The organism is Parundibacterium terreum (assembly GCF_014636315.1).
Classification (GTDB): Bacteria; Pseudomonadota; Gammaproteobacteria; order Burkholderiales; family Burkholderiaceae_D; genus Undibacterium; species Undibacterium terreum.
Genome location: NZ_BMED01000001.1, coordinates 1,062,406 through 1,088,467, shown reverse-complemented (window position 1 = coordinate 1,088,467; position 26,062 = coordinate 1,062,406). Strand labels below are relative to the sequence as shown.

The following is a 26,062-nucleotide window of genomic DNA, read 5'->3' as shown; positions in this document are numbered from 1 at the left end:
TTGTAGGTAAGGCTGGGCGTGTGGCTACCGGAAGGGCGCAAGAGCCACGCTCAGGCTGCCTGCTTAATGATTAGCCAGCGAGCGGAGTGTCGCACACTCTTGAGTGCATTTCAAAGCGATGTTCAATGGAGCGGAAAAGTGAGCGCTTTGGGGGATTCCTCGGTTTTTTTAGACAATGCTTTGGCCCATATCGATCTAAGCGTTCTCGATCGCCTCTTTTTTGGGCTCGCGAAGCTGCTGCAGCTCAGCTTCCAGGTTTTGAATTTTCTTTTGCATGGAGTAGGTGACGGCCCCGACAAAGAAGAAACACATCGTCAGCCAGATGGAAATGTATCGCCAGTTGTCGGTGGAGCCGGAGCCTCCGCCCACGTACTGATAGACAACCAATGCGCAAAAAACGGTAGGTATCCAATGACGGACAATCTGGCTCTTGATCATGATTTCTCCCTCCTAAGTAGTTGAACTCATACAAAACACCTCAAACACCTTAGCCTGTTGCCGGCTGTTTGCTATGGGCGTGTCGGCCAGCGCAAAGGCCAGCAAATGCCAGCCCAACACCTGCAGACGCTGCCTAATTGAAATCTATTGTATACCCGGCTTGCATAATCCCTTGGGCACCCAGTTGTGCACCAGCGTGGTAGGCGGAAGGCTAGCGTCATGCAGGATGAGCGCGAATCCTTTTCGTGCTTCCTGCCCCAATGCCATCAAGAGCATGGGCGGGCCGCCGCGCACTACCAGGCTGTTTCCCGCGCCACGCCCCAGTTGTACGCCATCCGGCGTTTCCAGGCAGGTGTCTCCGCTCACAGAGTAGAATGCTTCGGGGCCGGAATGGACGTGGATTGGCGCGCTCATGCCTGGGCTGAATGTCGATTTGAGAAATTCTGCATCGTACGAGGTGTTTTTGTCGACTGAAATAGGCCCGACGTCCGCTATATGCTGCCCATTTTGTGGCCTTGAGCTTAAAGGCCCCACGGTAAACAGCCATATGCTTCCAAATGCCTTGATCACTGGACTGTTGCCGGTTTTGTCCCGCTGTGCCGCTTCTATGCTGGGATAGCTATACAGGCTCCAGTACACGGAGTCTGCGTTGAGCTTGCCGATGTTTTCGTGCGAAAGAAGGCAGGCAGGGCCGGGCTGCTCGTCTTTGATGCCGTCAGCGTCACATGGCCTGGATGTCGCTTGCGCCATGGCAGACGGGCCGGCTGCAAGCAAGGCGGCTGCGGCCAGGATGCTGGCTGCGAGTCTTAACTTTAAGGACGCAGGGACTGTCTTATTCGCCGGCATAACAAGCTCCAGAAAGATTAGTTCAACGCAAGGCCTCTGCCGCCACTGCATTGATGGCGTCGATGACTGCTTCGGGTTTTTCAAACTGGATCATGTGTCCACTATCCACCACGATCCTATGTTCGCCGTGTGTGCTGAGCTTGACCAGGGCTTCATGGCCAGCGGCCCATGCCCGGTCGCTGGCCGGGCCTTCGGTGGTGGCTTCTGCAGGCATGCCCGGCGGCGGTGGGCCGGGGGGCGTGCCCAAGTTGCCTCGCGTTAGTACAATCAACGGCATGGCTGCGTAATTGCGGTTTGGGTTCACCGTATCCCTGGATGCTGCAGCGAAACCATCAATCTGTGAGGTTTTTGTGCTCAGGCGTGCCGGAGTTTCAATCGCGGCGAGTGCTGTGCGCAGTTTTTCTGAATATTCCTGGCGATAGATGAGGCAGGTGCTCGCGTCTGTTGCGGTGGGGGAGATTGGTCCTGTGGCGAGCGTTTCCGCGCAGTGCTGGTAGGCTGCCTTCTTGCGGTCATTCCCGCCGTAAAAGAAGCGTGATAAGTTCGGCGCGATCCGCTCAAAGTCGGCAAACAAGCCGGGATAGCTGGGATCAACCAGCACCATCCCTGCGGTCTCTCGCTGGTGGCGGTCGGCAAAGCTCACTGCCTGCAAGCCGCCTGCGGAATGGCCTACCACGATGTAGGGGCCTGCGATGCCGGCCGTTTTAAGCGCTGCCTCGACATCGGCAACGATGTGCGCCGCGTCCTGTGGCTCGGGGCTGGGGCCGCTAAAACCAAAGCCAGCCGGATCAAACGCGCAAACACGATGATGTTCCGCCAGTTTGTCATGCACCTTGAGCCACACTTCGGACCAGGCGTTAAGACCGGCAAACAATAGTACGGTGGGCGCGCCGCTGCCGCGGCAATCCAGGTTCAGGGTTCGCCCGTTTGGCAGGTTCACTATGCGAGCGGGCGACGCATAACGGTCGAAAGAAGGATCTACCGGGCGTGGCGTTGGCGCGGCGCCATGGGCTGTAGCCGTCAGCATCAAGCCTGCAAGAAATAACAACCTCATCATTACCGCTTCTCCCTCACAATGGATGGATCATCCACCAGCAAGCGGTGCAATACGCTGCGCTATTGCACCCTACAAAATTAAGGCGCTACCTCGCTTGCGACGCTCGATCTCGCCAGCACATAAAACGCTTCGTTCCCCTCAACCCGTTCGCGGGTCCATCCTTGCAAGGCATAGAATCGGTCTGCCCTTGTTTCTGTCCCAGTGCTTAGACGGACAAACTCCTGGCCTTGCTCAAACAGCCATGCTGTTGCCATGTTGAGCAATTGCCTGGCCAGCCCTTGTCCTTCATATTCCTGGGATATGAACAACGCCCAGATGGAAGAGTTTGTCTTGTTGGCGTAGCAGAATCCGGCGATGGTCCCGTCAACCTCTGCGACCCAGCCGCGGCCCAGCAGTTCGAGATAATCCTCGTACATTTGCTGTGTAATCCGGCTGGGGTCGGAAAGGGCATTCTCGCGGACGGCCAGGCGGATCTTTGACATCGCCGGGATGTCATCAGAATTCGCTTGCCGGAAACTGGCTAATTGATTTGTGGTCATGTTCGGTCTTCAGGAGCATCTGCCTGGCGCATCGAATGGCAGCTTTTGGCTATTATGGAATGCGTGGAGCGGATTATGGATGGGGCAAATTTGGTTTAGCCATATCCTGCCATGGGGTTAGTAAAAAGGCAATTACAATTTCGTGCGATGGGCGAGGCCGTGAGTTGCCATTGCGGGTGCTCGATGGCACTGCGTGTTGCGCGCAGCACGTCGTTACCAGTGCCGTGGCTCTACTGGATACGGATGCCGGTTGTATTGCCCGTCTCACAGCATCGGACCTGGGAATTGCGTAGCTGCCGTCGGCTGGATCGGTGATATTGCCGAAATGACGCGGTCTTACTTATCGAAGTCATCTAACATTATCGAACCACCTGGCCCCCAGTTAACCTTGGTGATCCCAGGCTCCAAGGCTTCCAGTTTTTTTGCTTCCATTTCTTCTGGTGTTAAGGCATCCCGTATCGTCCGCTGGTCATTCGCCAGCTTGCGTTCCTCCGCTAATTCATCATGGCGGGCAATTGCCGCGTGGACCACGGTTTCCAGTTCAGGCGTGGCCCAAGGTTTGATAATGTATTTGAACACTTCCGCGTCGTTGACTGCGCCCATGATCGTGTTGAAGTCGGCGGATGCACTTAGCATAAGCCGCACCATGTCGGGCTGGATTTCCTTGGCAACTCTCAGGAAGTCCACCCCGTCCATCGCGGGCATATGATAATCAGAAATAACAAAATCAAACTCGGCCTCGCCCAGGCGTTGAATAGCCGCGTGCGGCGCTGTGAACAATTCTATTTCCAGCTCCAGTTTTTTTGCCACTTGCCTCAAGCTGCGCTGCAAGGCATTTAAAATATTCTGTTCGTCATCGAGTAATAATATACGTCGCATCATCGTCTCCTGCGTATCCGAACTGTGAGCTGACTACCATGCGCAGTATCATATTGGACCAATTTCTCGATCATGCGCTCGCTTAATGCATATTCGGCAGGGAGCAATAGCACGCATTCATGCGTCAGCAGGTCACGGGACAATACCATCCCGGGCTGCAATTCACCAGGTACCATTTCCACGTCGTCAAAGACTTCTTCCTCTTCAATGCCCATCACCACATACTTGAAGGCCGCAACGACTTCATCATCGTAGCGATTGCCGGCACCCCTCATGATTAATTTCTGTGCCTCTTCTGCCTGTACCCGGCGCTGCGTCAGTACGCCTAGCTGCAAATTGTCATAGTCGCTGGCAATTGCCAGGATACGTGCGCCAAGTGGAATCTGGTCTGCTTTCAAGCCATCCGGGAAACCGCTGCCGTCATATTTTTCGTGCTGCGAGCGAAGTATCCTGGCAGTGATCTGCAAGTCTTCAAGCGGCATCAGCAACTGTTCTGCACGTATCGTATGCTTATGAAACTGACCTAGTTGATCGCCATTCATCAAGTTGACGGGTAGCGCCAGTAAATCATCCGAGAAACCGATTTTTCCTATATCGGCCAAAAGCCCTGCAATAAATATTTCTTGCGCCTCGCGCGCATCCAGGCCCATTCTTGCCGCTATTTTTCGGGCCAGATCGGCGACTCTTCGCGAATGGCCGGCGAGTTTTCCTCCGCGCATTTCTATGACGTTGGAAAACACCTTGATTGACGTTAGAAAGTTATTCTTTAATTTTTCGTTGGCAATGTGAAGGTCCTTCGTCCGCGCAAGGACTTTTTCCTCCAGGCTGGCGTTCAGCGCCTTCAGTTCTTCATTCTGGCTTTGAGTAAGTGCCTCCAGGCGGCGCTTCTCAGCCTCCAAATGCCTGCGTTCCAGCGCTTGCCGGACTATCAGGACAATGTCATTGTCATCCCATGGTTTGGTAATATAGCGATAGATCTCGCCTCGGTTGATCGCTTCGATAATAGACTGTATATCCGCATATCCAGTCAGTAAAAGGCGAATAGTGTCCGGCCAGCGCGCACGAACATGCTCTAAAAATACCGCGCCATCCATCACCGGCATACGCATATCCGAAATGATGACGTCCACCTCTTCGCTTTCAAGCAAGCTTAATCCTTCTTGCCCACCCGGCGCTGTCAATACCGTATATCCTTTAGCGCGAAACAGGCGCCGGAGGGATGACAAAATATTAGGCTCATCATCCACACACAGTATTCTGCCAAGCTTCTCAGCTTCGGTATCGTCGTTCATTCGTTCGCGCTTTCGCTTCCCGGCATCGAGGTGTCAGGAAAAGTATGTTTTATTGGGAGCACAATGGCAAACGTCGTGCCTTTCCCTGGTTCGCTGCTTACCCGAATCTGGCCATCATGTTTTTGAATGATCCCATAAGAAAGTGACAGTCCTAGCCCTGTTCCTTTTCCTATAGGCTTGGTCGTAAAGAAGGGGTCGAAAATACGCGAGACCACTTCCTTGGGAATGCCGGAACCGTTATCGGTGATTTCCAAGTTCACAGTGTCAGCGGCAGCCCAGGTGCGGATCGTAATTGTTCCCCGGTCCTTTTCAATAGCGTGAGAAGCATTCACGACCAGGTTCATAATGACCTGGTTTAGCTGCGACGGCAAACACTCTATTTCAGGAATATTTCCATACTCCTTGACTACATCGGCCTTGTATTTGATCTCGTTATTGACAATATTCAGTGTCGAATCGATTCCCTGATGAAGATTCGCCCACTGCCAGTCCTGGCTATTCTCAACCCGTGAAAAATCCTTGAGGTCTTGCACAATCTTGCGCACTCTAGCAATACCCTCTTTGGATTCTTGCATCAGTACCGGAATGTCTTCCTTTAAAAAATCCAGCTCTATCTCTTCCCTGATGAGCTTCAAATCATCCGCGACGGCGGTTGAGTGAATATGCTGTTCGGCCTCCTCATAGGAATTCAGTATCTTGAACAACTGGCCCAGATAATTTTCCAGGGTGCCGAAATTTGAAAAAATATAACCGATAGGATTGTTGATCTCATGCGCGACGCCAGCGGCCAGTTGCCCAATGGAGGCTAATTTTTCGGACTGGACTAACTGTTCTTGCGCCTTTCCCAACTGCACATTCAGTTCAGTGAGTTCACTATTGCGGCGGATCAGTTCAAGCTCAACGGTTTCCCTCTGCCGGATGTCCGCCTCCAGTTTATTATTGGCGTCTGCAAGTTGCATCGTCCGTCTCTTTACCAGTCCTTCCAGGGTGTCAAACGCTTTTTTAAGCGCATCTTCCGCTTCACGTCTTTCGGTAATATCTTCCAGGCTTTCTATTGCCCCTACAATTTCACCCTGGCTGCTATAGAGCGGGGCAGCGGTAAAATGTATCCACAAACCACTTTGACCAAGGTTGGGAAAAAAATCATCTGCCTCATAAGCCCCCCTGATAAATTGGGATTCTTTAAATTTTTCTCCGTAAAACTCCTTGATATGGCTTTCGTCTTTTGCCCCGATAATGAGATCGGCCAAGACCGGACGACTATGTCGATAAAAGGGTACCCACTGCTTCTTCGTCTGCACCATGGACGCTGATGAGTAGCCGAGCATGTGCTCGCAGGCCTTGTTCCAGTGCGTGATGACGTGATCCTTGTTGATGACGAAGGTCGGTACCGGATTGCTGTCTAGAAATTGCGATAATTCAAAACCCATCAAATTCAAGGCAGCGGGATCAGGCACATCTTCCGGCAGCAATCCGGTTTGAGATTCGCCCGCCGTGGCAAGAGCCGGTCTTTCTCCAAGCCTCGGTTTCGAAAAATCGCTATTGTCATCAGTCATGTTGGGTGTTTTCATAATTGATCTAGCCAATGAGAATCTGACAAAATTCTTCGAATTGTTTTTCGGTGTTTTTAAATACGTGGGTAAGTGTCTCGTCGGTAAGGTTCAATTTTTCCCAGGCACTCACACCGATGACAGGGACTAATTCCTCTTCATCTCCTGAAAGATCCAGCGCGTGGGCAATAATATCGGCGATATGGACAATCGAGGTTAGCATCGTCTCTGCGCTCTGGTCCTGATTGTGATGATTGGCGACCGCTTGCTGCATGTCTTCGGGAAATTTCCAATGTTCGGTCAGTATTCTTCCCACATCCGAATGGTCTGTGGACATGATTTCGCTTTCGGCTTCCTCAATGTAGCAATCTCGCTCTATGCGTAGCTGCATGACCTGCTCATACTGCTCGGAAAATTGTGTTGCCAGAACTAGTTTTCCGATGTCATGCAGTAAGCCTGCCGTAAATGCATAGTCCTGGTTTGCTTTCACAAGGGTAGCAAGTTGTTTGGCGCAAACGGCTGTTGCGATTGAGTGGCGCCAGAAAGAATTGAAATTAAGCTGGCTATTGCCGGGCTTCGCAAAGCTTCCGGTGATTGCAGTCGTGGTAATGAGCGTCTTCACACTGCGGAACCCAAGTATCGCTATTGCTTCTTGTATGCTATTTATTTTGTGCTGCATCCCATAAAAGGAAGAATTCGCTAACCGCAAAGTTTTCGCAGTGAGCGCCTGGTCATGCGATATTTTTTTTGCGATGATGTCGAAATCAACCTCCTCATTTTCAATGGTCGTTAGCAGTTCGGTTACTACCGCCGACAGAGAGGGGAGGTTGCTGATCTTTCGGATAATTTCAGCATCAGGATTATTCATCATATTTCTTGCCGATGCGATACAAGGACACAGAGTCCATTAACTGGCGATCCAGTTTCCCGGTGGCAGATTTACGAAATAATTTACCAAGACGTTTTTTCAAACGTTCATTTTCAAGCCGCTGGTCTATGGAAGGAGCATCGTTAGCGATAATACTTACGCTTTCAACGCCACGACGGGTCAAAGATTTGATCGATGTGGCAGTCAGGCTTGTGCCGGTAGGCATTAGCACCGTGCCATTGCTATCTTTCAAGTCAACCGCAATTTGCATGCCGGCCTCGGCTTCCTCCAGGCTAATCTGCTTGATACTCATGATGCCGCCGATGGAGTAAAAGTCAGCAATTTTCCGCGTGACCTGGATCCCGCTCCCATATTTCTCCAACTCACTGAAAAAGCTTGATTCCCCAGCCTGAGAGGGAAAATTTCTCCTTCAACAAACTCTGTTACCGACGTGCCGATTGTTGAATCGAAATGACTGATATCTGTGCCAAGGATAGGTTGCGCCGATTGAAATATTTTTTCTGCCGCTGAGTTGACAAAGGCGATCATATTGTCGTCATCAATGGCGATGAGAGCCAAGGGAATATACTGCAGCACCTCCCGCACTATCTCCAGGCTGATTTCATCCCGTTTGATCTGTTGCTGTTTTTGCTCAACTATATCTGCCAACTGGCGGTTTGCCTTGGCGAGCTCCGTATTGGTTGCCTGAATCTGGAAGGTGAGCCGGCGATTTTCGTCCGCCATTTCCTTGTAGTGAAAAGCTTCCTGGATATTGAGTCGTAACTGCTCATCGTCCCACGGCTTGGTCAGAAATTTATAGATTGCGCCTTCGTTGATGGCATCGGTGATGGACTGTAGTTCTGTATATCCGGAAAGAACAATGCGAACGGTATCAGGGTGGCTTAACTTGGCCTTTCGCAGGAACTCCACTCCAGTCATGTTTGGCATGCGCTGGTCGGAGATGATGACATCCACGCTATTGGTCTCCAGGATGCTGAGACCCTCCATTCCGCTATTGGCGACCAGGATCTGATAACCTTCCCGTCGCAATAAACGCCTGATCGACGCCAGAATATTGGGTTCATCATCGACAATGAGCAGGGTACGCTGCGGCTTTTCCATCCTTAGCAGATGTTCCGGCAATCTGGTGTCGGCCCTTAGAAAGTTTTCGATCTCGCCGGCGGAAATCGGGCGCGAGAAAAAATGTCCCTGAATTTCATCGCACAGATGGTTGCACAGGAATTCGCACTGGGCGTCTGTTTCGACCCCTTCAGCGATGACGCGCAGTCCAAGACTATGGGCCATGGAGATAACTGCTTTCGCGATGGCGGCGTCTCCGGAATTGGTGTTGATATCTCGGACAAATGATTGATCTATTTTGACGTAATCAAAGGGGAAATACTTCAAGTAACTCAGTGCCGAATAGCCAGTGCCGAAATCGTCCAGGGCTAAGGTAATCCCTAATTTTTTGAAATTCTTCAGGATATCGCCAATGAATTCGTCATTGGTCATCAGGATGCTTTCCGTTATTTCCAAGGAAATCCGGTTTGGAGAAACATCGTGGTTTGCGAGAATCCTTACCAGTTTTTCAAAGAACTCTCCATCCTGAAACTGCCTTGCGGACACATTGATCGCGACATTGGGAGCCTGAACTTCGTGGCTTCTCCACTGAAGTATGTCTCTGCAGGCTTGTGTTATCACCCATTCCCCGATCGCACATATCTGGCCCGTTTCTTCGGCAATGGAGATGAAGTGGGCAGGTGAGATCAACCCTTTTGATGGGTGCGCCCAACGTATCAATGCCTCCATCCCAACGACCTTGCCGGTCGTCAACTCCGCCTTGGGCTGATAGCAGAGCACCCATTGCTCTTCCGCTATCGCCGTATGCAGTTCGTCAGCAATCAAAGTTTTCTCTATCATTTTCTCATTCATGTCTTGTGCATCAAAGCATTTGCTCATGCGCATACAATGCAGGCTGCTCGCCGGTTCTTTCAAAGCTACTGTCGATAGCCGTTCCTATAGAGTCGGCCATCGTTGCACCATGGCGACTCTTGCAGATATCTGTCCATCCGTGCCAGCATCAATTGTCTTGTCGAACCGGAAGATGAATCGTGAATATGCTGCCTCTGCCGACTTCGCTGACCACATCTATGCGGCCACCATGCTTCTTAATGATTCCATACGATAAGGACAGCCCAAGACCAGTGCCGCTTCCTATCGGTTTTGTTGTAAAAAAAGGTTCAAAAATGCGATGCAAATTTTCTGCTGGAATCCCGGAACCTGTATCCATGATTTTGATCCATACCCATTCTCTTTGGTTGCTATCGGTATTGGTCCCCGTACTGATCTGGATTGTTCCCGTCGTCTTTATTGCATGCGAAGCATTGACGAGCAAATTCATGAAGACCTGGTTCAGTTGCGAAATAATGCATTTGACCGCAGGCAAGGCGCCGTAATTCTTGACGATATTGGCCTTGTATTTGATCTCGTTCATGACGATATTCAGCGTACTATCCAATCCTTGATGGATATCCGCCTCTTGCCAGTCGGTCTCCCCGACATGGGAAAAATCTTTCAATGACTGGACAATATCCTTGACCCGTTTCAACCCGTCCATGGACTCCCTGACCAGGTCTTCCACGTCTTCCTTCAAAAACTCGATATCCGCCTTTTTCTTGATGGACTCCATCTTTGCGACGATTTCCGGTGGCGGAGAGGCAGACTTGAATACCTCGTCATACTGGCTCAGCAATTGAAACAAGGTTTGCATATAGGTTTGCAAGGACCCCATGTTGGAGTTCACAAATCCAACTGGATTGTTAATCTCGTGTGCGATGCCCGCCGCTAATTGGCCTACTGAAGCCATTTTTTCGGATTGCAGCAATTGCTCATGGGCTTCCTGCAGTTTCATGATTAATAGCTGCTGCTCTTCCCCTTTTTTATGCAAATCCTCTTCCATTTTCTTGCGTTCTGTGATGTCAGTCAGTGATCCCACGACTTCCAGAGGGTTGCCTTGCTCGTCCCGGATGAGATGCAGCATATCGTGCATCCACACATAATCCCCAGACTGGCTTAGAAAGCGGTATTCGTAAGTCCTTTCCCCCTCCGTAAACAGCATCGCTAGGCTGGAGAATATTTTTGGTACATCATCAGGGTGAATGTGGTTAAACCAAAAATTGGGATCGGCGACCATGTCCTCCGGACGGTATCCCAGTACCTTATAAGCATTGCTGCTGACGAAAGTCATTTTGAAATCACCAGTCGGCACACTGGTATAGATGATGGCGGGTGTGTTGTCTATTAAGTACTGCAGCCGATTGGAGGGTGTTTTGGCGGGCGCATGAGGTGTCGCGCTTAACTGAGCAAATTGCTCAGTCACAGAGGGGTAAGTCGAATGAAACTCTTCAAACTGATTAGTCATATGGTCCAATCACTAAGAAGCAACATTGCTTAATTGCACTTATAAATAGTCTACCTCATGATCCATAGTAATACGGATTATAAAAAAAACAAGGAAAAAGTCGTATAAGCAACTTGCTCGGATGTTTGAGTTTAGGTTCTACTGTCGCGCCGGCGGCTCAGTCACCGGCGGACGGCGTCAGGTTCAGGTTCAGGACTTTGCGGCCTGATAAGCTTGCTCGCGCTCTGCGGCATGCAGGACACGCGGTGTTGCCACTGGCTTCAAGGTGCCGGGGCGGAAGAAAGGGCTTTTCTTCCAGCTTCCATTGAGTTGCGCGCCGACGACCGAGCTGATGATGCGGGCGGTTGCAAACAGGCCGCTGATGGCGCTGGCGTTGACCTTGCCCTTGGCATGCTTGGTGTTCACGGCAACGTATTTGGGGCTGAATTCATGGTCCAGGTCGTCCAGGCAGTTGTGTACGAGCGAGACAAAAGACAGCTTGGGATCGCGGGCAGTGTTGGCGATAGGCGTATTGCAGCAGCTTGCATACCAGCGCAGCATGCCCTTGTCGGACAGCGAGACGCAGGCCAGCGATTCTGCGCCGCTGGTGAAGCTGACGTGTTGCTGCAGCGTGGTGACGACATCGGTGCCGCCCTGTGGATTGAGCATGCGCTCGGCCTGCTCCAGTGCATGGGCATAGGCCTGGCAATCCTGGCAGTGGCAGAGCAGGCGGGTGACGCCGGCATTGGGGGAGACCACACCTTGCAGGTGGCCGCATTGGCATTGAATATGACGCATGATTTTTATCCTATAAATAAATGTAAAAAAGTGGGTAGATGCGCAGCGGGCTTCTATGGCCTTCGCCGCATCTCTGAGGTTTTTCTTAAATCGGTATTGCAGGGTCGTGAGCCGCAATATGTGGGGTGTCAATAGCCGCAGACGTATTGCACCGAATTTTTGGCAAACACAGCCGCATGCCATGCGCGGGGATCGTCGCGCATGGGTAGATTGGTCAGCCATGCGGTGCAATACGCTGCGCTATTGCACCCTACAGAACACGAGCTACTGCTTTACGGGCATATCAGGTCCGCCATTTTCCATTGCGCACCAGCTCTATCACTGCATCGGCAAATGCTGCCGGTGCTTCTTGCGGCGGGTTGTGGCCTACGGCGGGGATCTGGCGGTGCTGGCGCGGGCCGCTGAATTTGGCCGCGCTGCTCTTGCCATCCGTGGCGGCGATCACGCCGTCTGCTGCGCCGTCTATGGTGATGGTAGGGACACTGATGACCGGGCCAGTGGCGAGTTTTTTCTCCATGTCTTCATATGCCGGGTAGCCGGCGGCCAGGCCCATGCGATGACGGTAGGAGTGGATGACGACATCGACGTAATCGGGATTGTCGAAAGCCTTGGCCGAGCGCTCGAAGGTGGCATCATCAAAGGCCCAGGTCGGCGAATTATTTTTCCACAGGATGCGGGCGATGTCGCGGCGGTTGGCTTGCAGGCCGGCGCGGCCGCGTTCGGTCTGGAAGTAGTGCTGGTACCACAGCCCATGTTCTACGGACGCCGGCAGCGGTGCGCTTGCCTTGGCGATGTCCTGAATCAGGTAGCTGTTGACCGATACCAGGCCCACGCAGCGGGTAGGGCGCAGTGCCGCCACCACGCAGGCAGCACGGCCGCCCCAGTCGTAGCCGGCCAGCACTGCTTCTGGAATGTGCAATGCATCCATCAGGCTGATCACGTCTGCGCCGATGGCGGCCTGCTGGCCGGAGAGCGCATTCTTGTCGCGAATGCGGGTAGTGCCGTGGCCGCGCAGGTGCGGCACGATCACGCGGTAGCCTTGCGCCGTCAGCAGCGACACCACGTCCACATAGCTATGGATGTCGTAAGGGAAGCCGTGCAGCAGGATGACAGGGCGGCCGTTTTCGGGGCCGGCTTCGTGGTAGCCGATGTCCAGGTCATCAGTGCTGACCTGGCGGGTGGACAGTGTGGAAAGTTTGCCGCCACGCACTGCCGCCGATGCTTGTTCAGCGGCTGGCGCCGCGATGGCGGAGCCAAGGCTGGCAAGGGAAAGGCTGGAGATGCCGGCAGCGCTGGAAAGCAGGAAGTGGCGGCGGGATAATTTGTCTGACACGATGTTGCTCCTTTGTATGATATTGGTGATGCCGGTTTGAGGTGGCCTGGATAAATTCATTCTATGTCGCTGATCAGCTCATTGCTAAGCCAGCCGGAGAGCAGGGCGCCGGCAGTGTTGATGCCTTCGGTATCGCCCAGGCGTTCTACCAGCAGCTCGCACAGCGCGGCAAAACTGCCGTTTTCTTTTAGGTGCAACAAAGCTTCGTGCTCCAGTGCATCCACTTGCTTCAGGTAAGACGTGTAGCCGCGCCTCCAGACGATCAGACCGGCGGGTTCTACCAGCATTTCGCTCTCTACGGCTTCCTTGCCCTGCGACAGCGCCATCCAGATGCGTTCTGCATTGGTGGTGGCGGCAATGCTCATAAAGGAAGGCGTGATATGCAGCCTGGCGTTGTCCCAGTCAACCTCGCCCAGTGCATCCAATGCCAGCGGTGCGGCATCGGCGGCGATGAAGGCTTCGGCCAGCGCATACTCTATCCAGGCCAGCTCATCTACATCGGGGTTGTCCGGAAACATCTCTGCCAGCGTCTTGTCGAAGCCGGTGGCATACGCATCCAGCGTCCATGCGTGCGGCGGATGGCTGTCTATGTGGGTAATGGCCGCACTCAAGAATGCTTCATCGCCTATCCATTGCCGCACTTGCGGGTAAGACGCTCCCAGGCAGCCTACCAACTGGGCGCGGTAGTTGTTTTGATAAACGGACAGGCCTGCGGTAGCGCGCGAACCTATGCTGTTTGCCGCTTCTTCCGATCCTGTCACCAGCCAGGCTTGGAAGTTGGCTTGCAGTTGGGCCATCGTCGTATTGGCTGGGCTCATACAGCCTCCTTCATGCGTTCGCGCGCAACGGCTATCGCTGTGCTTGCGGCATCGGCACGGGCGCTTGCACCCAGCCTTCTGGCTATTGCCAGCTCATCCAGCAGATCGGCCAGCGGCGGGATAGCGTCATCGCGCTCTATCATCGTTGCCACCGGGCCCAGCAGAGACATGGCTTTGGCATACAACTGCCACACGTCTTCGCAGACCGAGCTGTCGTGCGTATCGATCAGCATGTTTTGACTCTGATTCCGTCCCTGGCTGTGGCCGGCCAGGTGGATCTGGCGCACGCGCTCCGCCGGAATGCCGTCTAGGAAGGCCAGCGCATCAAAGCCGTGGTTGGTAGCGCTGACAAACACATTGTTCACATCCAGCAGCAGGGAGCAGCCGGTGCGCTTGGACATGGCAGCCAGGAACTCCCACTCCGTCATCGCACCATCAAAGCTGATGTAGCTGGATGGGTTCTCAAACAGCATGGGACGGCCCAGCGTGTCTTGCGCCATGTTGATATTGGCGCAGACGATGTCCAGCGCCTCCTGCGTATAAGGAACCGGCAGCAGATCGTGTGAATTGAAGTTGCCTATACGCGACCAGCTCAGGTGGTCCGACACAAACAGCGGTTCTATCTCATCGGCCAGCGCCTTCAGGCGGCGCAGGTATTCCGGTTTCAGGCCATCGGCAGAACCGATAGACATCGAGACGCCATGCAGCGCCACAGGATGCCGCTCGCGTATCTGGCGCAGGATATGGCGGGGCTGGCCTCCATCTACCATGAAGTTTTCGGAAATGACTTCCACAAAATCGACTGGAACCTTGGTTTCCAGGAAATCACGGTAATGTTCCTTGCGCAGGCCGAGGCCGTAGCCGGAGAAGAGGGAGCTGGAAGATGACATCGCGCTATCCGTTATTAAAAAATGGTTTGTGAAAAAATTAAAACTCATTTCGTAAATGGCATTTCACCGGTATCTATGAGATGAGTTCTACAGGCCCGGCCCCGGACAAACAGCACCGGGCCTTGTAGCTAGCGACCGATTACTTCGGCTCAGTCAAGGAACCGCCTTCTTTCAGGCAAGCTGTCTTGGTTTTCAACACAACGCCCTGGCCTTTGCAGTCGTTCAGGCCTTTGCAGTCGTTCTTGGCTGTCGCGCACAGGCTGTTGCCCTTGCAGCTATTGACGCCGTAGCAGCGGCCTGGTTGTTCTTTCTCGGCAGCGCTTGCTGGGCTGGCGATAGAGGCTGCGGCCAATGCCATCAGGGCTGCTGCAGTGGCGATGCTGACGCGGGATTTGAGGCTGATATTCATGGTGTTTCTCCAAAATGATTAAGGTGGATACAGCTTGATTACTTGGGTACTACTTGATTTACTGGCGCGGCTTTCTCATGGTTGCCGCACCCTGGTAAAACTTTTAAAACTTTCAAAATTACTTGGCGTTCAGCGCCGCTTCTGCAATGAAGTCGCCTACTTCTTCCGGTTTGGACAAATGCACGGAATGGCTGGCCTGGATCTCGCTGACCTTGGAGCCGGCGCGCTTGCTCATCCAGCGCTGCAACTCAGGGTTGATTGCACGGTCTTCCGTTGCGACGATGGCGTAGCTAGGCTTGGTATGCCAGGCAGCGGCAGTGAGCTTGGCATTCAGCGTGGCCGGGGTCATCTTCGTTTGCGAGATGGACATGAAGTTGGTGCGGTTAGGCGGCAAATCAGCACCAAAATCTTCGCGGAACTTGGCTGGGTCCAGCGACTGGCGGCCGGCTGCATCGGTGAGCACATCGTTGTTGACGGCAGGTTTGCTTGCCGTCAATTGCGCAATGCTTTCGCCCACTTCCGGCTGCAGCGCCGCGATATAGACCAGGGCCTTTACCTTGTCGCTGGTGCCGGCAACGGAGATCACGGCGCCGCCGGTGTCATGACCCACCAGGATCACAGGGCCATCCTGTGCCTCAATGGCTTCGCGGGTAACAGCCACATCTTCTTCCAGTGTGGTGTTGGGCTGCTGAACCACGGTAACCTTGTAACCCTTGAGCCACAGCTGGTCATGGATGGCGCGCCAGTTGGTGCCGTCTACATAAGCGCCGTGAACCAGGATCACGTTCTTGGCGCCGTAAGGAACCACATTGGGCACGGCGAAGGACAGTGCAGGTACAGCCAGTGCGGCGGCTGCGGCCAGCGTGATGGTGATGCTTGAAGCGAGTTTCATGGTGAAGTCTCTACCTTGAATTAAAAAAATGAATAAGCGAAAGAAAAGCCTGAGTGGGCAGAGCTGATTATTTTGCCTTCAGCGAACCAAAGCCCTTTGGCGTCTTGATGGTGGTGCAGGTGCCTTTTGGTACCAGCGTCCAGGCGTCGCCCTGGTAATCGACCTTGGAAGTGCCTGCGCAAGAAGAACCGGCACCGGCGGCGCAATCGTTCATGCCGGCTTTGGAAACGCCGTAGCATTTTTCAGTAGCGGCCTTTTGTGCGTCTGCTGCATGCGCGCCGAAGGCGAGTGCGGACAGGGACAATGCAAGAGTGGCGGCGAGGGCTGTGCGTGTGTTTTTCATGATGATTTCCTATGTGGTTGATGCTGCTTAAAAAATGATAAAAAAAGATTGTGGTGAGAGGGCCGTGGCTGCAATCAGCCGCGATACAAAGGATTAGCTTCTACATAAACGCGCACCTGGCTGGCATGCGTGCCTGCTGGCGCGATCTTGTCCAGGCCGAAGCTGTCGCGGTTTTCGAATGCATCGAAGTGCCAGTTGAAGCTTTTGCCTTCGACCGAGAATTCCACCGTTTCGCCGCTGGTGACATTGATGTATTTGGTGGATGGCGTAACAACGATGGTGCGCGCTGCCTGGCCTTCTGCTGCAGCGTTGCCGTAGGTCACGGTGCCGCCTGCATTGGTGGCCAGGCCATGAGCGCCGGCAGTGCCAGCCAATAAAGCAACTAACAGCACAGGCAGGGAAGTGAGGGAGCGAGTCAATTTGTTCATGCTATGTTCCTTAAAAAAATTACAAACAATGTTCTTTACTGCTAGAAATCAAGATCATGTTGTTGTCTCGATGGATGCTATTAAAACCGTCGCGCGTATCGGCCTTGTGTCCTTGTTTGGCGATTTCATGGTGGTTTTGTATATGGACAGGGCCCGGATACATTGAGGTACAATTTTCATTCGGACAATGGAATCGATGCCGGCAAGACAAGGCGCGCTTCCAGCCCGCCGCCGGCGCGATTACGCAATTCCAGCCCGGCATTGATGGCTTGTGCGAGCTGGCGGGCGATGGCCAGACCCAGCCCGGTGCCGCCGCTGCTGCGGTTGCGCGATCCTTCCAGCCGGTAGAAAGGCTGGAATACGGTTTCCAGTTTCTCTTCCGGTATGCCGGGGCCGTTGTCCATCACTGAAATCGCCACGCCGCCATCCGCCAGGGTTTGCGCAACAATTTCCGCATTGCCGCCGTACTTCAGCGCGTTATCAATCAGGTTGGTCAGGATGCGGCGCAGCGCCACCGGGCGCAGCAGCATGGATTTGCCTATGCTGCCGCGCAGGCTTACCGGCGCTGCTGCATCGACGTAGTCATAGATCAGGCTGCCCAATAATGCATCCGGGTCCAGCCGCACAGCCTGCTCGGCCGCACCGTGCAAGGTGCGGGCATAGGTAACGCCTTCACGCACCAGGTCTTCCATCTCGCGCAGGTTGCGCGCCAGCGTGGTGCGCTCTTCGCTGTCATCCATCAGGTCGGCACGCAGGCGCATGCGGGTGATTGGCGTTTGCAGGTCGTGCGAGATGGCCGCCAGGATCTGCATGCGCTCCTTCATATAAGTGGCGATGCGGTCCTGCATGGCATTGAAGGCGCTGGCCGCGCGCGCCACTTCTGCGGGGCCGTCTTCCGGCAGGCGGCTGGGGTTGAGGTCGGGGCCGAGCGCATCGGCCGCATGCGCCAGTTGCGCCAGCGGGCGTGTCGCCAGCCGCACGCAAAGCCAGGAGAAGGCGGCCAGCAGCGCCAGTTGCAGCAGCAATAGCGGCAGCAGCCAAGGTGACATCGGCAGGTTCCGAGGTCGCAGGTCCACCGTCAGCGGCATGTCGTCGCTCAGGCGCAGATGCACCTGCATATGCTCACCCTTGCCGGGCACCGCATTGGCTGTGAGCGGGTAGCGTTTTCCTATGGATTGCTCTATCGACTTTGCCAGCAGGCTGGACAAGCGCGCGTCAGGCGGCGCGCCAGGCAGGCCGCTATCCAGCAGAAAACTGTAGTTGCGCCGCTCCAGGCGCGGCAGCCATTCCACACGCTCGCTGGCCGGAACATGATCCAGCAGGGCCACCGCGCTGGTCACATCCTGTTCCATGTATCCCAGCATCAGGTTGGTGGTTGCCATGCGGCGCTCGTAGGCAATCAGACTGAAAGACAGCGCATAGGCCAGCACCAGGCCGGCCACCAGGATCAGCGTCAGCCGCGCAAACAGCGTACGTGGCCACCAGTGGCGGCCAATACGGTGACCAAGGCTGCGCAAGGAGAGAATGTTCATAGCGCGGCCTCGGTCTGCTCAGACAGGCTTGCACTCTCTTCAGCCTCATCCACGCCGGCTTCCAGCGCATAGGGATCCACGCTATGCAGACAGCCTATGTTGACGCGCCAGTGCAGCGGGTTGTTGCGTATCTGGTGGAAGGCGTAAACACCGCAGTGCTTGCAAAAATAATGTTTTGCTACATGGGTATTAAATTGATACAGCGCCAGCTCGGCCTTGCCCTGGGTGATCAGCAGTTCCTGCGCAGGGAAGGGCGGCGACATCAGCGCACCCCTGCGCCGGCACAGGCTGCAATTGCAGCTGGACGCAGGCTGCAGCGCAGTGCAGACGGAAAACTGAACGGCGCCGCAATGGCAGGACCCTTGTAAAAAATCTAAGGACATAAAGAGCTTTCGGACTATGAAAGACTGCTTTATAGCGGAAGACCTGTGGGGATTTGTGTGCCAGTGTATCCGGCCGCCTGCCTGACACAAAACATTGCACAGAGGGGGCAATCTGACACACCGGAGATACGTCAATCCGTTTTAATGGCGCCATTGCAACAGCGCCATTCCCGCCCAGAATGCCGGCGGTGCTGAAGTGGCCATATGCGATTGTGATCAAAAAATCTTTATCAATATCAAACTTTTGTCAGACAGGAAATAACCATGAACCACAGCTACACGGCCCGTGCGGCCACCTCCAAAGCGACAGCGCAGACAGTCAACAATAATGCAGAAACAAAAGGAAAAGGCATCACGGCGTTGCTGCAAAGCCTGCTGCCGGACACGCTCTTGCTGCTCGTCGCCCGCATCGGCATCGCCGCCACCTTCTTTCTGTCCGGCCGCACCAAGGTAGAAGGCTTCATAACCATCAAGCCGCTGGCCTATGAACTGTTCCGCTCGGAATACGCACTGCCGCTGATCCCGCCCGAACTGGCCGCGCAACTGGCAACCTACTCAGAACATTTGTTTCCGCTATTGCTGGTGCTGGGCTTGTTTACACGCCCGGCAGCCGCAGCCCTGCTCGGCATGACCGCCGTGATCGAGATCTTTGTCTACCCCGACGCATGGCCTACGCACCTGCTGTGGGCAGGCGTACTGCTGCCGCTGATCGCGCATGGCGGCGGCAAGCTGACGCTGGATTATTTGTTGAGCGGGGTGAGGGGCAAGCGTTAGTTTTGAAGGGGCATGAAAAATCCCGTTCAGCATGATAATGCGGGGGCGGGATTTGGTTTTTGGTTTAGGGCTGTTTACGCCCAAAAGGCGGAGGTGCAGATTTTTTCAAGGCGGACACTGATATGTGCTTATTGCCCTCGTCTCTATCTCATACGGAGGGTTTCGGAAAATCTTCGAATCACTTGCTGTCTAGTGGACAATTCTCGACATAATCTCGCAGAGTTGTCTCCTGTATTCGACGAATAGATCCATCTTTCTCCATTCGACTTAGGACTTCTGTCAGCCGGGGTATCAATTCATGGTGTTTTTTCTGAATGAAATGATAGGCGCTAATCTTCAATAGCGAAGGTTCCAAAATATGGATGTTGCTGAGGCCAAGCTTCCTAGCTACACAAATAGTCTGCCTGTTATCTATGGCAATGTCAGTGCGGCCGCTCGCTAATTTTTTGAACATAGACTCAAGATTCGGTGCCGGGTCAACGCGCATGCCAGCAGTAGGAATCTCTATAGACTTCACACCTGCGATATATCCTATAGAGTAAGGCCGTAAACTTTCATACCCGGCAACAGCAAAAATTTTGTCAGTGGAAAACGCAACCGTGTCAGAATAAGAGACGGCGATCGGAATCTTTACCAGGTTCTTGGCAAATTTTTCTGGCTCTACCAAACCAAATGCAATACCGTCTAGTTCATCTGCTTCAATAAGGTAAGTCATACGAGCGAACGGTAAACGCTCAAGAACTAACTGAATTCCTATTTTTCGATACGCTTCTTCTAAAACTTTCTCCGCCATCAAATTCCCCGATCGCAAATTGATCGCTGCTCCAATTTTAATTTGTTCCGCGGCGAATCCGCACAGCCATCCAATGCTCAATGCAATTGCAAGAATGGTGTGAGCTAACAATTTTGAACGAGTCATCATGTAGATTTACTCCAATACCCGGCACTTTGTGTTGACACGAGCGTCTGTACTTGTCCGGTAGTGGCCTCCCTAAAGCGGACGGAACGAAGCACAATTCCGTTTTTTATATCTAAGGATTCAACGCTTGCGCTCACGCGTGTAACTGCCGATTACTTTGCCGTACAGTTCAGTTTCTGTCTCGTAAGTCATTCCAAGGCGCTCGGCAACACGGAGCGATGATTCATTGGCTGAAGCGATGAGAGCCCGAACTTTCGGCTCGCGTCGAGTCTCGAACGCATATTTCAAGACTGCCGCCGCTGCTTCGTTTGCGATTCCTTGGCCCCAGAACGGTTGATAAGTATTCCAGCCCATCTCCATCTCAGTTGAATCCTCGCGAAAGAAAGCTCCAACATTGCCGACGAGTTGGCCAGTCTGCCTATTCTCTACAGCCCACCAACCAGCGCCATGTATGAGCCATAATCCAGCATGTGAACTGAAGATTCGCCAAGCCGTTTGACGGTCAGACGAGCCCAGGTGGGCCGAGCTTTCAGAATTCATCAAATGGTCCGCAAATACGTCGAAGTCCTCGCGCCGGTACTCACGAAGCGTAAGTCGTTCCGTCTGAAGATGCGGAACGGACGTGGTGAACGCGTGATTCATGGATAATCTATCCTTTAACTTGTTAGCGGTCCGCTTCTGTCTGCTCCTGGCCGATCGTCGCCAACGGCGTAGCTATTTTGTTTCAAGCCACCACCAGACGAACGGACCAATACACCGCAATGCCCATTTGCACAGCAAACGCTGAGAACCGAAGGGTGACGGCAAGGGCCGATAGTGAACTGAGGTGAATGACCGATTGCAGGATGCGCGTAGCGAGAAAAACGTAGGCAAGCGGGTCAGTAATGGCGGACCTGCCGGTCACCACAGCAATGAGCATGAGGCCGCCGAAGATGGGCAAGCCCTCGACGCAGTTGGCGTGAGCACGCGCAAGGCGCTGCATGAAGGGGGAAAGATTTGAGTTGTCCGGCTTGAAGCCGTTTGCGGGAATCGCCTTGGTAAGGACGAGCCTAGTGCGCATGAGCTCCATGAGGAGCAGGAGAAACAGCGACCAAATAACGAATCCGGTGACGGCGGTGATGGTAGGGGTCATTTTTTATACCGTTGTGCTGGTTTATCCGGTAAATCGCTAATTGTCACCGTTGCGCCTATATGTTTTAAGCACTCAACAGCTCATATGCTGTCATACAAAAGTTACAAAGGCAATATCAAGCAAGAGGCGTAGCCGAATGACGGCTCTTGGCCGCCGCCGGGGGTGTTCGCTCTACGGTATCTCATTCGGGATATCCTGTTGAATGTTGGGCTGACGAAGCGATAGCCCAACCTGCCGTGCTGTTTGTTATCGGCGTTTGACAGCCCTCCCAAAGGGACATGCGGGCCATCAATAGTGTTTATTAATTTGGCGCAAAAAAATAAAGTTTTCGAGCTCGCCGGAGGTAACCCGCTATACCCGCAGAGACAAGAAGTATCACAAGGAAGGACAAAAGGAACACGAATATACTTGACCAAGAGTTTGCCAATAAATAAAAGCGGTTGTTCCAAGAACATTCAAGCTCAATCAAAATTCCAGGCACGGAAGATAAAATCGCCCATGTCACAGGCACATCACAGAAAATAACACCAATGATAAATCCAATTATCGCAGGTGAGATTACGAGCAGGGTAATTGGGCCTCTCCCGGTATATAAGACAAAAGTAATAGCAGCAGCTATTGGAAGTGCGATGGCGATTTTTCTCAACCAATGCGCTTGCAAGGGTTGATTACTCTTTCGCCACATCCTGAACGGTTCTAAATCGCCATATTGTTTATTGCCTCGACGGTTCATCACTTTAACTGCAATTAGCCTGATCGCCAGACCTAAAATCCATGAAAATTGGGAAAACACAAAAATGAAAAGGCCAACACCTTCACCAGGTCCGGCGTCTTTATAGTCTGGTTGAAACTCGTCGTACATTTGCGCACCCCACAGACCAAAACCAATCATGGCAACAGTCCATAGATATCTCCATAGCCAGTTCCCCCAGGGTAAAAACAGCGGCGGCAAGAACAAAATCAGGCATATAAAAAGAATGATAGTCACGTACTCAGGCCTATGTGATGAAAAGAGGAAATGGTGGTGCAGCGAGTAATCGTGCAGACAATCCCGGGTGTCGACTTCTGGTCGATGCCTACCCTTAATTCTCAATGCGATTTTTAGCTGGCCGTGACAGCAGACAGCTCTCTCAGCCGCATTCTATAACGCTAATGTCTAGTCTCAGATATTTGTTCATATCATGCGAGCTTCGAAAAAGCCCGCTAATTTCCCCTGACAGCAGCGCTCGCCGTGATAAGGGCTGCGCGGCGCGGTTCGTCCGCGTGCGGGGCGATTGTCAGCAATTGCTGGAAATAGGCCTGTGCGGCCGTGGCGTCGCCTGCGTGTTTTGCTGCTTGCGCTGCGCCATACACTGACCAAAACCGGTTGGGGTGCCTGGCGAGGGTTGCCTTGAATTGTGCCAGGGCTTGCGCCGGCTGCGATGTGTCCAGCAGCAGTTCTCCTAGCATTTCGCGGGCGGGTATGAAGGGGCCGGGTGTGAGCGAGGCGAGCTCGGTCACGTCTTCCATCTCTGCGGCGCGGGTGAGTATGCTTAAGGCTTGCGCGGTATCGCCTTGCGCAATGGCCAGTTGCGCTGCCACTTCCCGCCGCTGGATCTCGGTCTGGTCGGCCCAGAAGCTGTCTTTTTTTGCGGCCAGACGGTCACGGATATCGGCCAGGTCGGCGATTGATTTTTGCGCCACTGCAGCGTTTTTTAGATGGGCGGCACCCAGGCCCTTGGCATAAATCGTGATGGCATCTGCGTAGGGGAAGGGACTTTGGTACGGTGTCAGCGCCATCGCGGCTGTCCAGTCGCGCCGTTCCAGGCAATAGCGCGCCGGAATGGCGGCGTTGGCAAAAAATGCCGTTGTCGCGGGCGCTGCGCCGGCCGCATTGGCAGGATCAAAACGTTTGAAAGTTTCTGCCGATACCAGGACGAGCTTACGGGCGGCCTCGTCCTGCGCGGTTTGCAGATAGGCATAGACCATGTAATCGCTGGCGTGAAGTTCGTCTGCCGGTTGGCCGGCCTTGCGGGCTGATGCCGCCGATGCAGTATTGGTGGCGATGGATGCCTGCCAGTCGCCGATGCGGGTGAAGGTGTGCGACGGCATGTGTAGCGCGTGCGGCGTGGACGGCGCAATATTGCCGTAGCGGCGCGCAGCCTCTGCAGCGCGCGCGGCCAGTTCGGGTTCATCGTACGAATGGATGATGTAGTGCGCCAGCCCTGGGTGATCGGGATATTTGACGAATAGCGCTTCCAGCATTTCGCCGGCCTTGATCTGTTTTACATAGGTCTTGTCCGCCGGATCGGCCGCCGAAGCCAGGGCCAGCGCGTAGAAGATACGCGCCTCGATATCGTCAGGATAACCGGCACTAACCCTGGCCATCGCCGTTTCATAGGCGTTGAGACGTGTCGCCTGGGATATGCGCGTGTTATCTACGTAAAGCTGTGCAACTGCGTCTATATAGGCCCGTTCCCGCGCTGTTTTAGGCGCCAGTGCCCGCCCGGCTTCGGCTGCCTTCAATCCTTGCGCCAGTTGGGCAGGGGACCTGAAGCCTGCGAACGGATTGCCCCAACTGCTGAGGGCAATACCCCAATAGGCAATCGCACATTCCGGGTCGCGGCTGAGGATATCGCGAAAGCCATTGATGGCCGGGCCAAACTGGAACGAATGCATCAGCGCAACCGCCCGGTTAAAGTCAGGCTGCACGGCAGGCTTGCAAGATGTGCTGAAGCTGACAGTGCCCAGCGTCTCCGGCGTTGCGTGGCTATGCTCATGGTCATGCTGGCCAGCAACTGCATTGCCGGCATCGTCGTGGTGAGCATGGGCCTGGGCCGGCGGAGTCAGTGAGATGAGCGGCGCGGCCAGCATTACAAGACACCCCATAGCAGCGGACAATATTCGCATGGATATACTCCCTTCAGGCTCTGGCTGAGCATCGGCCTGGATAGGTGCCGATGGTTGACGATAGTTGTCGATCCTACCACATGGCGGAGGACGCGGCTATTTATCGTTGATGATTAAAGTGGGATAGCTGTGTCCCGTGGGAGGCCCGGTAGTACCGAAGGCTATTTAAGTTAAAGACTTCGTTGAGCGAACACTTACGGTCAAACCGAATAGGTCTGCGAGAAAACGAACATTATCACTATTGAAACTCTGCACTATCTCCCCATATCGGCTTGGCAATGCCTACAATCGAAAAATTTTTCATCACTTAAGGAACCCAAAGTGAATAAACTCTTAGCTGCAATGCTGCTGGCCCTGAGCGTTTTTATTACGTCCCCACAGCTTGTTTACGCGCAAAATACTGAAGGTAAAGCCCAAATCGAAAAGGTGATTGAAGATTTTCGTGCTGCTATCGTTAACAAAGACCAAGAGGGATTTTTAAAACTTTTTTTAAAAGAAGACATTACCTGGGCGGGGACAACAACCGACGCAAGTATAGCGAGACTTTATGCAAATAGGCCGCAGCCTGCCATGAAGCCTCCCCCAAAGTTCTTCACCATGAGCCCACGTAAATTTATCAATTTTATTGCCGAGGACAAGGCGAAATTCGACGAGAAAATTTCTAACGTACGTATCGACAGCGATGGGGATGTGGCTCAGGTATGGTTCGACTATAGCCTCTTCAATGGCGAATATAAAGAAAACTGGGGTAAGGAGAGCTGGCAGATGTTACGCACCGACGATGGTTGGAAAATTGCTGCTGTGGTTTGGTCAAATGAGGTCAACCCGACTCCGCGTCCTAAGTAATAAAGCGACCTTCATGCAGTTGCCTGAGATGGTACCGCTTCCGAGCGGTGTAGTGGCCATCTCAGGCAACCCCAATACCATTTTTTCAAAGACACAACCAACGAAAATAGAATCAAGTTGATCGCCTTCGGCACTTATATTCGAGAAATCACAGTTACGAAAAACATTTCCCGACCAGCCTGCCGGAGTATCTCGGCGTATGTCATATTGTTGAGATTTAAATCATCAATTTTATTCAATTCGCTGAAAATTTATCGCGGGTAATAGGGCGTTGGCACCGTGTGCCTAGCTATTTTGGTTTTCAGAAAAATATAAAAACAGAGCCGATAATAATCACGCCAAGACAGACAACGATGGCTGCCTGCATCAAGAATAAGGACATTCCCAGACTTGTTGAGTGAGCGTCTTTCCACGATACTTTTGTGAGCAAGGCTAATCCGGGAGCCTTTTTATACTCTTCGAAGCCAAATTTATCGATAGCAATTTTCGAACGAAGCAATGTGCAAATAGGCAGTAATATCAAAGCCAAAATCTTTGCGACGGCGACAGCGAACATCATAGTGCGCTACCTGCACGCATTGCATAAACACCATATGCAAAAAGGATGATGCAAAATATTCTGAGAAACATGAATGCGCGACTATTGCGACTCGCATTTTTAAACGAAAAAAGCTCGGAAAATTTTGGAAAATTTCCCTTTTCGTTAAGGTGTTCCTGAATTTGAATCAAGTAACTCCCCAGAAAAAAGGTGATTGAAACAATGAAGGGAAAAGCTTGTTCTTTACTCATTTCATTCTCAAAAATTCT

The 26,062-nt window shown here is 53.1% G+C and carries 30 protein-coding genes; 2 read left to right on the top strand and 28 right to left on the bottom strand.

What is annotated here, in order from left to right; all coding sequences use genetic code 11:
* Window positions 1-195 precede the first annotated feature (195 nt).
* The 21 genes from IEW12_RS05080 to IEW12_RS04980 form a co-directional block, all read right to left on the bottom strand.
* Window positions 196-438, bottom strand: coding sequence for a hypothetical protein (locus IEW12_RS05080; protein ID WP_188564859.1), 243 nt, complete (start codon window positions 436-438; stop codon window positions 196-198).
* A 144-nt stretch (window positions 439-582) separates the two neighbouring features.
* Window positions 583-1,284: a hypothetical protein gene (locus IEW12_RS05075; RefSeq protein WP_188564858.1), complete on the bottom strand. Its 702-nt coding sequence runs from the start codon at window positions 1,282-1,284 to the stop codon at window positions 583-585.
* 22 nt (window positions 1,285-1,306) lie between these two features.
* Window positions 1,307-2,341 (bottom strand): alpha/beta fold hydrolase, encoded by a 1,035-nt coding sequence (locus tag IEW12_RS05070; RefSeq protein ID WP_188564857.1) that lies wholly within the window; start codon window positions 2,339-2,341, stop codon window positions 1,307-1,309.
* A 77-nt stretch (window positions 2,342-2,418) separates the two neighbouring features.
* Window positions 2,419-2,880 (bottom strand): GNAT family N-acetyltransferase, encoded by a 462-nt coding sequence (locus tag IEW12_RS05065; RefSeq protein WP_188564856.1) that lies wholly within the window; start codon window positions 2,878-2,880, stop codon window positions 2,419-2,421.
* A gap of 336 nt (window positions 2,881-3,216) precedes the next feature.
* A complete protein-coding gene (locus tag IEW12_RS05060; RefSeq protein ID WP_188564855.1) occupies window positions 3,217-3,762 on the bottom strand; it encodes a response regulator in 546 nt (181 codons plus the stop codon).
* Window positions 3,759-5,051 carry a response regulator c-di-GMP phosphodiesterase, NosR family gene (nosR, locus tag IEW12_RS05055; RefSeq protein ID WP_188564854.1) on the bottom strand — a complete coding sequence of 431 codons (1,293 nt, stop codon included), beginning with the start codon at window positions 5,049-5,051 and terminating at the stop codon, window positions 3,759-3,761. Before nosR ends, IEW12_RS05060 begins: the two co-directional genes overlap by 4 nt.
* The gene (locus IEW12_RS05050; RefSeq protein ID WP_229750927.1) at window positions 5,048-6,622 is read right to left on the bottom strand and encodes an ATP-binding protein; all 1,575 of its coding nucleotides are present in this window, start codon (window positions 6,620-6,622) and stop codon (window positions 5,048-5,050) included. The genes nosR and IEW12_RS05050 overlap by 4 nt, the downstream gene beginning before the upstream one ends.
* Window positions 6,623-6,629: 7 nt before the next feature.
* Window positions 6,630-7,472, bottom strand: a complete 843-nt coding sequence (locus IEW12_RS05045) for an HDOD domain-containing protein (RefSeq protein ID WP_188564853.1) — start codon at window positions 7,470-7,472, stop codon at window positions 6,630-6,632.
* The gene (locus IEW12_RS05040; RefSeq protein WP_188564852.1) at window positions 7,462-7,782 is read right to left on the bottom strand and encodes a DEAD/DEAH box helicase family protein; all 321 of its coding nucleotides are present in this window, start codon (window positions 7,780-7,782) and stop codon (window positions 7,462-7,464) included. The genes IEW12_RS05045 and IEW12_RS05040 overlap by 11 nt, the downstream gene beginning before the upstream one ends.
* Window positions 7,779-9,434, bottom strand: coding sequence for an EAL domain-containing protein (locus IEW12_RS05035; RefSeq protein WP_229750926.1), 1,656 nt, complete (start codon window positions 9,432-9,434; stop codon window positions 7,779-7,781). Before IEW12_RS05035 ends, IEW12_RS05040 begins: the two co-directional genes overlap by 4 nt.
* Before the next feature lie 115 nt (window positions 9,435-9,549).
* Window positions 9,550-10,890 (bottom strand): ATP-binding protein, encoded by a 1,341-nt coding sequence (locus IEW12_RS05030; RefSeq protein ID WP_188564851.1) that lies wholly within the window; start codon window positions 10,888-10,890, stop codon window positions 9,550-9,552.
* Window positions 10,891-11,079: 189 nt separating this feature from the next.
* Window positions 11,080-11,667, bottom strand: coding sequence for a DUF6151 family protein (locus IEW12_RS05025; protein WP_188564850.1), 588 nt, complete (start codon window positions 11,665-11,667; stop codon window positions 11,080-11,082).
* A 283-nt stretch (window positions 11,668-11,950) separates the two neighbouring features.
* Window positions 11,951-13,000: an alpha/beta fold hydrolase gene (locus tag IEW12_RS05020; protein WP_229750925.1), complete on the bottom strand. Its 1,050-nt coding sequence runs from the start codon at window positions 12,998-13,000 to the stop codon at window positions 11,951-11,953.
* A 56-nt stretch (window positions 13,001-13,056) separates the two neighbouring features.
* Window positions 13,057-13,818, bottom strand: a complete 762-nt coding sequence (locus IEW12_RS05015; protein WP_188564848.1) for an HvfC/BufC N-terminal domain-containing protein — start codon at window positions 13,816-13,818, stop codon at window positions 13,057-13,059.
* Entirely contained in the window at window positions 13,815-14,708 is an 894-nt protein-coding gene (bufB, locus tag IEW12_RS05010; RefSeq protein WP_188564847.1) for an MNIO family bufferin maturase, read from the bottom strand. Before bufB ends, IEW12_RS05015 begins: the two co-directional genes overlap by 4 nt.
* A gap of 139 nt (window positions 14,709-14,847) precedes the next feature.
* The gene (bufA2, locus tag IEW12_RS05005; protein WP_188564846.1) at window positions 14,848-15,117 is read right to left on the bottom strand and encodes a BufA2 family periplasmic bufferin-type metallophore; all 270 of its coding nucleotides are present in this window, start codon (window positions 15,115-15,117) and stop codon (window positions 14,848-14,850) included.
* A gap of 118 nt (window positions 15,118-15,235) precedes the next feature.
* On the bottom strand, window positions 15,236-16,009 hold the full coding sequence (locus IEW12_RS05000) for an alpha/beta fold hydrolase (protein WP_188564845.1): 774 nt from the start codon (window positions 16,007-16,009) through the stop codon (window positions 15,236-15,238).
* 67 nt (window positions 16,010-16,076) lie between these two features.
* The gene (locus IEW12_RS04995; protein ID WP_188564844.1) at window positions 16,077-16,352 is read right to left on the bottom strand and encodes a BufA1 family periplasmic bufferin-type metallophore; all 276 of its coding nucleotides are present in this window, start codon (window positions 16,350-16,352) and stop codon (window positions 16,077-16,079) included.
* Window positions 16,353-16,426: 74 nt separating this feature from the next.
* Window positions 16,427-16,780, bottom strand: coding sequence for a CzcE family metal-binding protein (locus IEW12_RS04990; protein ID WP_188564843.1), 354 nt, complete (start codon window positions 16,778-16,780; stop codon window positions 16,427-16,429).
* A 176-nt stretch (window positions 16,781-16,956) separates the two neighbouring features.
* Complete coding sequence (locus IEW12_RS04985) at window positions 16,957-18,312, bottom strand: ATP-binding protein (RefSeq protein ID WP_188564842.1); 1,356 nt, start codon at window positions 18,310-18,312, stop codon at window positions 16,957-16,959.
* A complete protein-coding gene (locus IEW12_RS04980) occupies window positions 18,309-18,695 on the bottom strand; it encodes a GFA family protein (protein ID WP_188564841.1) in 387 nt (128 codons plus the stop codon). Before IEW12_RS04980 ends, IEW12_RS04985 begins: the two co-directional genes overlap by 4 nt.
* Before the next feature lie 264 nt (window positions 18,696-18,959).
* On the opposite strand from IEW12_RS04980, the gene IEW12_RS04975 reads away from it, so the two are divergent.
* Window positions 18,960-19,469: a DoxX family protein gene (locus IEW12_RS04975; protein WP_188564840.1), complete on the top strand. Its 510-nt coding sequence runs from the start codon at window positions 18,960-18,962 to the stop codon at window positions 19,467-19,469.
* A gap of 178 nt (window positions 19,470-19,647) precedes the next feature.
* On the opposite strand, the gene IEW12_RS04970 is transcribed toward IEW12_RS04975, so the two are convergent.
* From IEW12_RS04970 to IEW12_RS04950, 5 genes are all read right to left on the bottom strand, one after another.
* The gene (locus tag IEW12_RS04970; protein WP_188564839.1) at window positions 19,648-20,391 is read right to left on the bottom strand and encodes a substrate-binding periplasmic protein; all 744 of its coding nucleotides are present in this window, start codon (window positions 20,389-20,391) and stop codon (window positions 19,648-19,650) included.
* A 117-nt stretch (window positions 20,392-20,508) separates the two neighbouring features.
* Window positions 20,509-21,030, bottom strand: coding sequence for a GNAT family N-acetyltransferase (locus IEW12_RS04965; RefSeq protein ID WP_188564838.1), 522 nt, complete (start codon window positions 21,028-21,030; stop codon window positions 20,509-20,511).
* 82 nt (window positions 21,031-21,112) lie between these two features.
* Window positions 21,113-21,520 carry an MAPEG family protein gene (locus tag IEW12_RS04960; RefSeq protein WP_188564837.1) on the bottom strand — a complete coding sequence of 136 codons (408 nt, stop codon included), beginning with the start codon at window positions 21,518-21,520 and terminating at the stop codon, window positions 21,113-21,115.
* Between the two features lie 301 nt (window positions 21,521-21,821).
* Window positions 21,822-22,508, bottom strand: a complete 687-nt coding sequence (locus tag IEW12_RS04955; RefSeq protein ID WP_188564836.1) for a hypothetical protein — start codon at window positions 22,506-22,508, stop codon at window positions 21,822-21,824.
* Between the two features lie 215 nt (window positions 22,509-22,723).
* The gene (locus IEW12_RS04950) at window positions 22,724-24,409 is read right to left on the bottom strand and encodes a tetratricopeptide repeat protein (protein WP_188564835.1); all 1,686 of its coding nucleotides are present in this window, start codon (window positions 24,407-24,409) and stop codon (window positions 22,724-22,726) included.
* Between the two features lie 321 nt (window positions 24,410-24,730).
* Here IEW12_RS04950 and IEW12_RS04945 point away from each other — a divergent pair, with 321 nt between their 5' ends.
* Window positions 24,731-25,255, top strand: coding sequence for a YybH family protein (locus IEW12_RS04945; RefSeq protein ID WP_188564834.1), 525 nt, complete (start codon window positions 24,731-24,733; stop codon window positions 25,253-25,255).
* A 301-nt stretch (window positions 25,256-25,556) separates the two neighbouring features.
* On the opposite strand, the gene IEW12_RS04940 is transcribed toward IEW12_RS04945, so the two are convergent.
* On the bottom strand, window positions 25,557-25,814 hold the full coding sequence (locus IEW12_RS04940; RefSeq protein WP_188564833.1) for a hypothetical protein: 258 nt from the start codon (window positions 25,812-25,814) through the stop codon (window positions 25,557-25,559).
* The gene (locus IEW12_RS04935; protein ID WP_188564832.1) at window positions 25,811-26,044 is read right to left on the bottom strand and encodes a hypothetical protein; all 234 of its coding nucleotides are present in this window, start codon (window positions 26,042-26,044) and stop codon (window positions 25,811-25,813) included. The genes IEW12_RS04940 and IEW12_RS04935 overlap by 4 nt, the downstream gene beginning before the upstream one ends.
* Between the last annotated feature and the right edge of the window lie 18 nt (window positions 26,045-26,062).

Bases quoted from the DNA above. Each gene is read 5' to 3' on its own strand.
- IEW12_RS05080 (WP_188564859.1), bottom strand. From the start codon at position 438: ATGATCAAGAGCCAGATTGTCCGTCATTGGATACCTACCGTTTTTTGC.
- IEW12_RS05075 (WP_188564858.1), bottom strand. From the start codon at position 1,284: ATGCCGGCGAATAAGACAGTCCCTGCGTCCTTAAAGTTAAGACTCGCA.
- IEW12_RS05070 (WP_188564857.1), bottom strand. From the start codon at position 2,341: ATGATGAGGTTGTTATTTCTTGCAGGCTTGATGCTGACGGCTACAGCC.
- IEW12_RS05065 (WP_188564856.1), bottom strand. From the start codon at position 2,880: ATGACCACAAATCAATTAGCCAGTTTCCGGCAAGCGAATTCTGATGAC.
- IEW12_RS05060 (WP_188564855.1), bottom strand. From the start codon at position 3,762: ATGATGCGACGTATATTATTACTCGATGACGAACAGAATATTTTAAAT.
- nosR (WP_188564854.1), bottom strand. From the start codon at position 5,051: ATGAACGACGATACCGAAGCTGAGAAGCTTGGCAGAATACTGTGTGTG.
- IEW12_RS05050 (WP_229750927.1), bottom strand. From the start codon at position 6,622: ATGAAAACACCCAACATGACTGATGACAATAGCGATTTTTCGAAACCG.
- IEW12_RS05045 (WP_188564853.1), bottom strand. From the start codon at position 7,472: ATGATGAATAATCCTGATGCTGAAATTATCCGAAAGATCAGCAACCTC.
- IEW12_RS05040 (WP_188564852.1), bottom strand. From the start codon at position 7,782: ATGAGTATCAAGCAGATTAGCCTGGAGGAAGCCGAGGCCGGCATGCAA.
- IEW12_RS05035 (WP_229750926.1), bottom strand. From the start codon at position 9,434: ATGCGCATGAGCAAATGCTTTGATGCACAAGACATGAATGAGAAAATG.
- IEW12_RS05030 (WP_188564851.1), bottom strand. From the start codon at position 10,890: ATGACTAATCAGTTTGAAGAGTTTCATTCGACTTACCCCTCTGTGACT.
- IEW12_RS05025 (WP_188564850.1), bottom strand. From the start codon at position 11,667: ATGCGTCATATTCAATGCCAATGCGGCCACCTGCAAGGTGTGGTCTCC.
- IEW12_RS05015 (WP_188564848.1), bottom strand. From the start codon at position 13,818: ATGAGCCCAGCCAATACGACGATGGCCCAACTGCAAGCCAACTTCCAA.
- bufB (WP_188564847.1), bottom strand. From the start codon at position 14,708: ATGTCATCTTCCAGCTCCCTCTTCTCCGGCTACGGCCTCGGCCTGCGC.
- bufA2 (WP_188564846.1), bottom strand. From the start codon at position 15,117: ATGAATATCAGCCTCAAATCCCGCGTCAGCATCGCCACTGCAGCAGCC.
- IEW12_RS05000 (WP_188564845.1), bottom strand. From the start codon at position 16,009: ATGAAACTCGCTTCAAGCATCACCATCACGCTGGCCGCAGCCGCCGCA.
- IEW12_RS04995 (WP_188564844.1), bottom strand. From the start codon at position 16,352: ATGAAAAACACACGCACAGCCCTCGCCGCCACTCTTGCATTGTCCCTG.
- IEW12_RS04990 (WP_188564843.1), bottom strand. From the start codon at position 16,780: ATGAACAAATTGACTCGCTCCCTCACTTCCCTGCCTGTGCTGTTAGTT.
- IEW12_RS04985 (WP_188564842.1), bottom strand. From the start codon at position 18,312: ATGAACATTCTCTCCTTGCGCAGCCTTGGTCACCGTATTGGCCGCCAC.
- IEW12_RS04980 (WP_188564841.1), bottom strand. From the start codon at position 18,695: ATGTCCTTAGATTTTTTACAAGGGTCCTGCCATTGCGGCGCCGTTCAG.
- IEW12_RS04975 (WP_188564840.1), top strand. From the start codon at position 18,960: ATGAACCACAGCTACACGGCCCGTGCGGCCACCTCCAAAGCGACAGCG.
- IEW12_RS04970 (WP_188564839.1), bottom strand. From the start codon at position 20,391: ATGATGACTCGTTCAAAATTGTTAGCTCACACCATTCTTGCAATTGCA.
- IEW12_RS04965 (WP_188564838.1), bottom strand. From the start codon at position 21,030: ATGAATCACGCGTTCACCACGTCCGTTCCGCATCTTCAGACGGAACGA.
- IEW12_RS04960 (WP_188564837.1), bottom strand. From the start codon at position 21,520: ATGACCCCTACCATCACCGCCGTCACCGGATTCGTTATTTGGTCGCTG.
- IEW12_RS04950 (WP_188564835.1), bottom strand. From the start codon at position 24,409: ATGCGAATATTGTCCGCTGCTATGGGGTGTCTTGTAATGCTGGCCGCG.
- IEW12_RS04940 (WP_188564833.1), bottom strand. From the start codon at position 25,814: ATGATGTTCGCTGTCGCCGTCGCAAAGATTTTGGCTTTGATATTACTG.
- IEW12_RS04935 (WP_188564832.1), bottom strand. From the start codon at position 26,044: ATGAGTAAAGAACAAGCTTTTCCCTTCATTGTTTCAATCACCTTTTTT.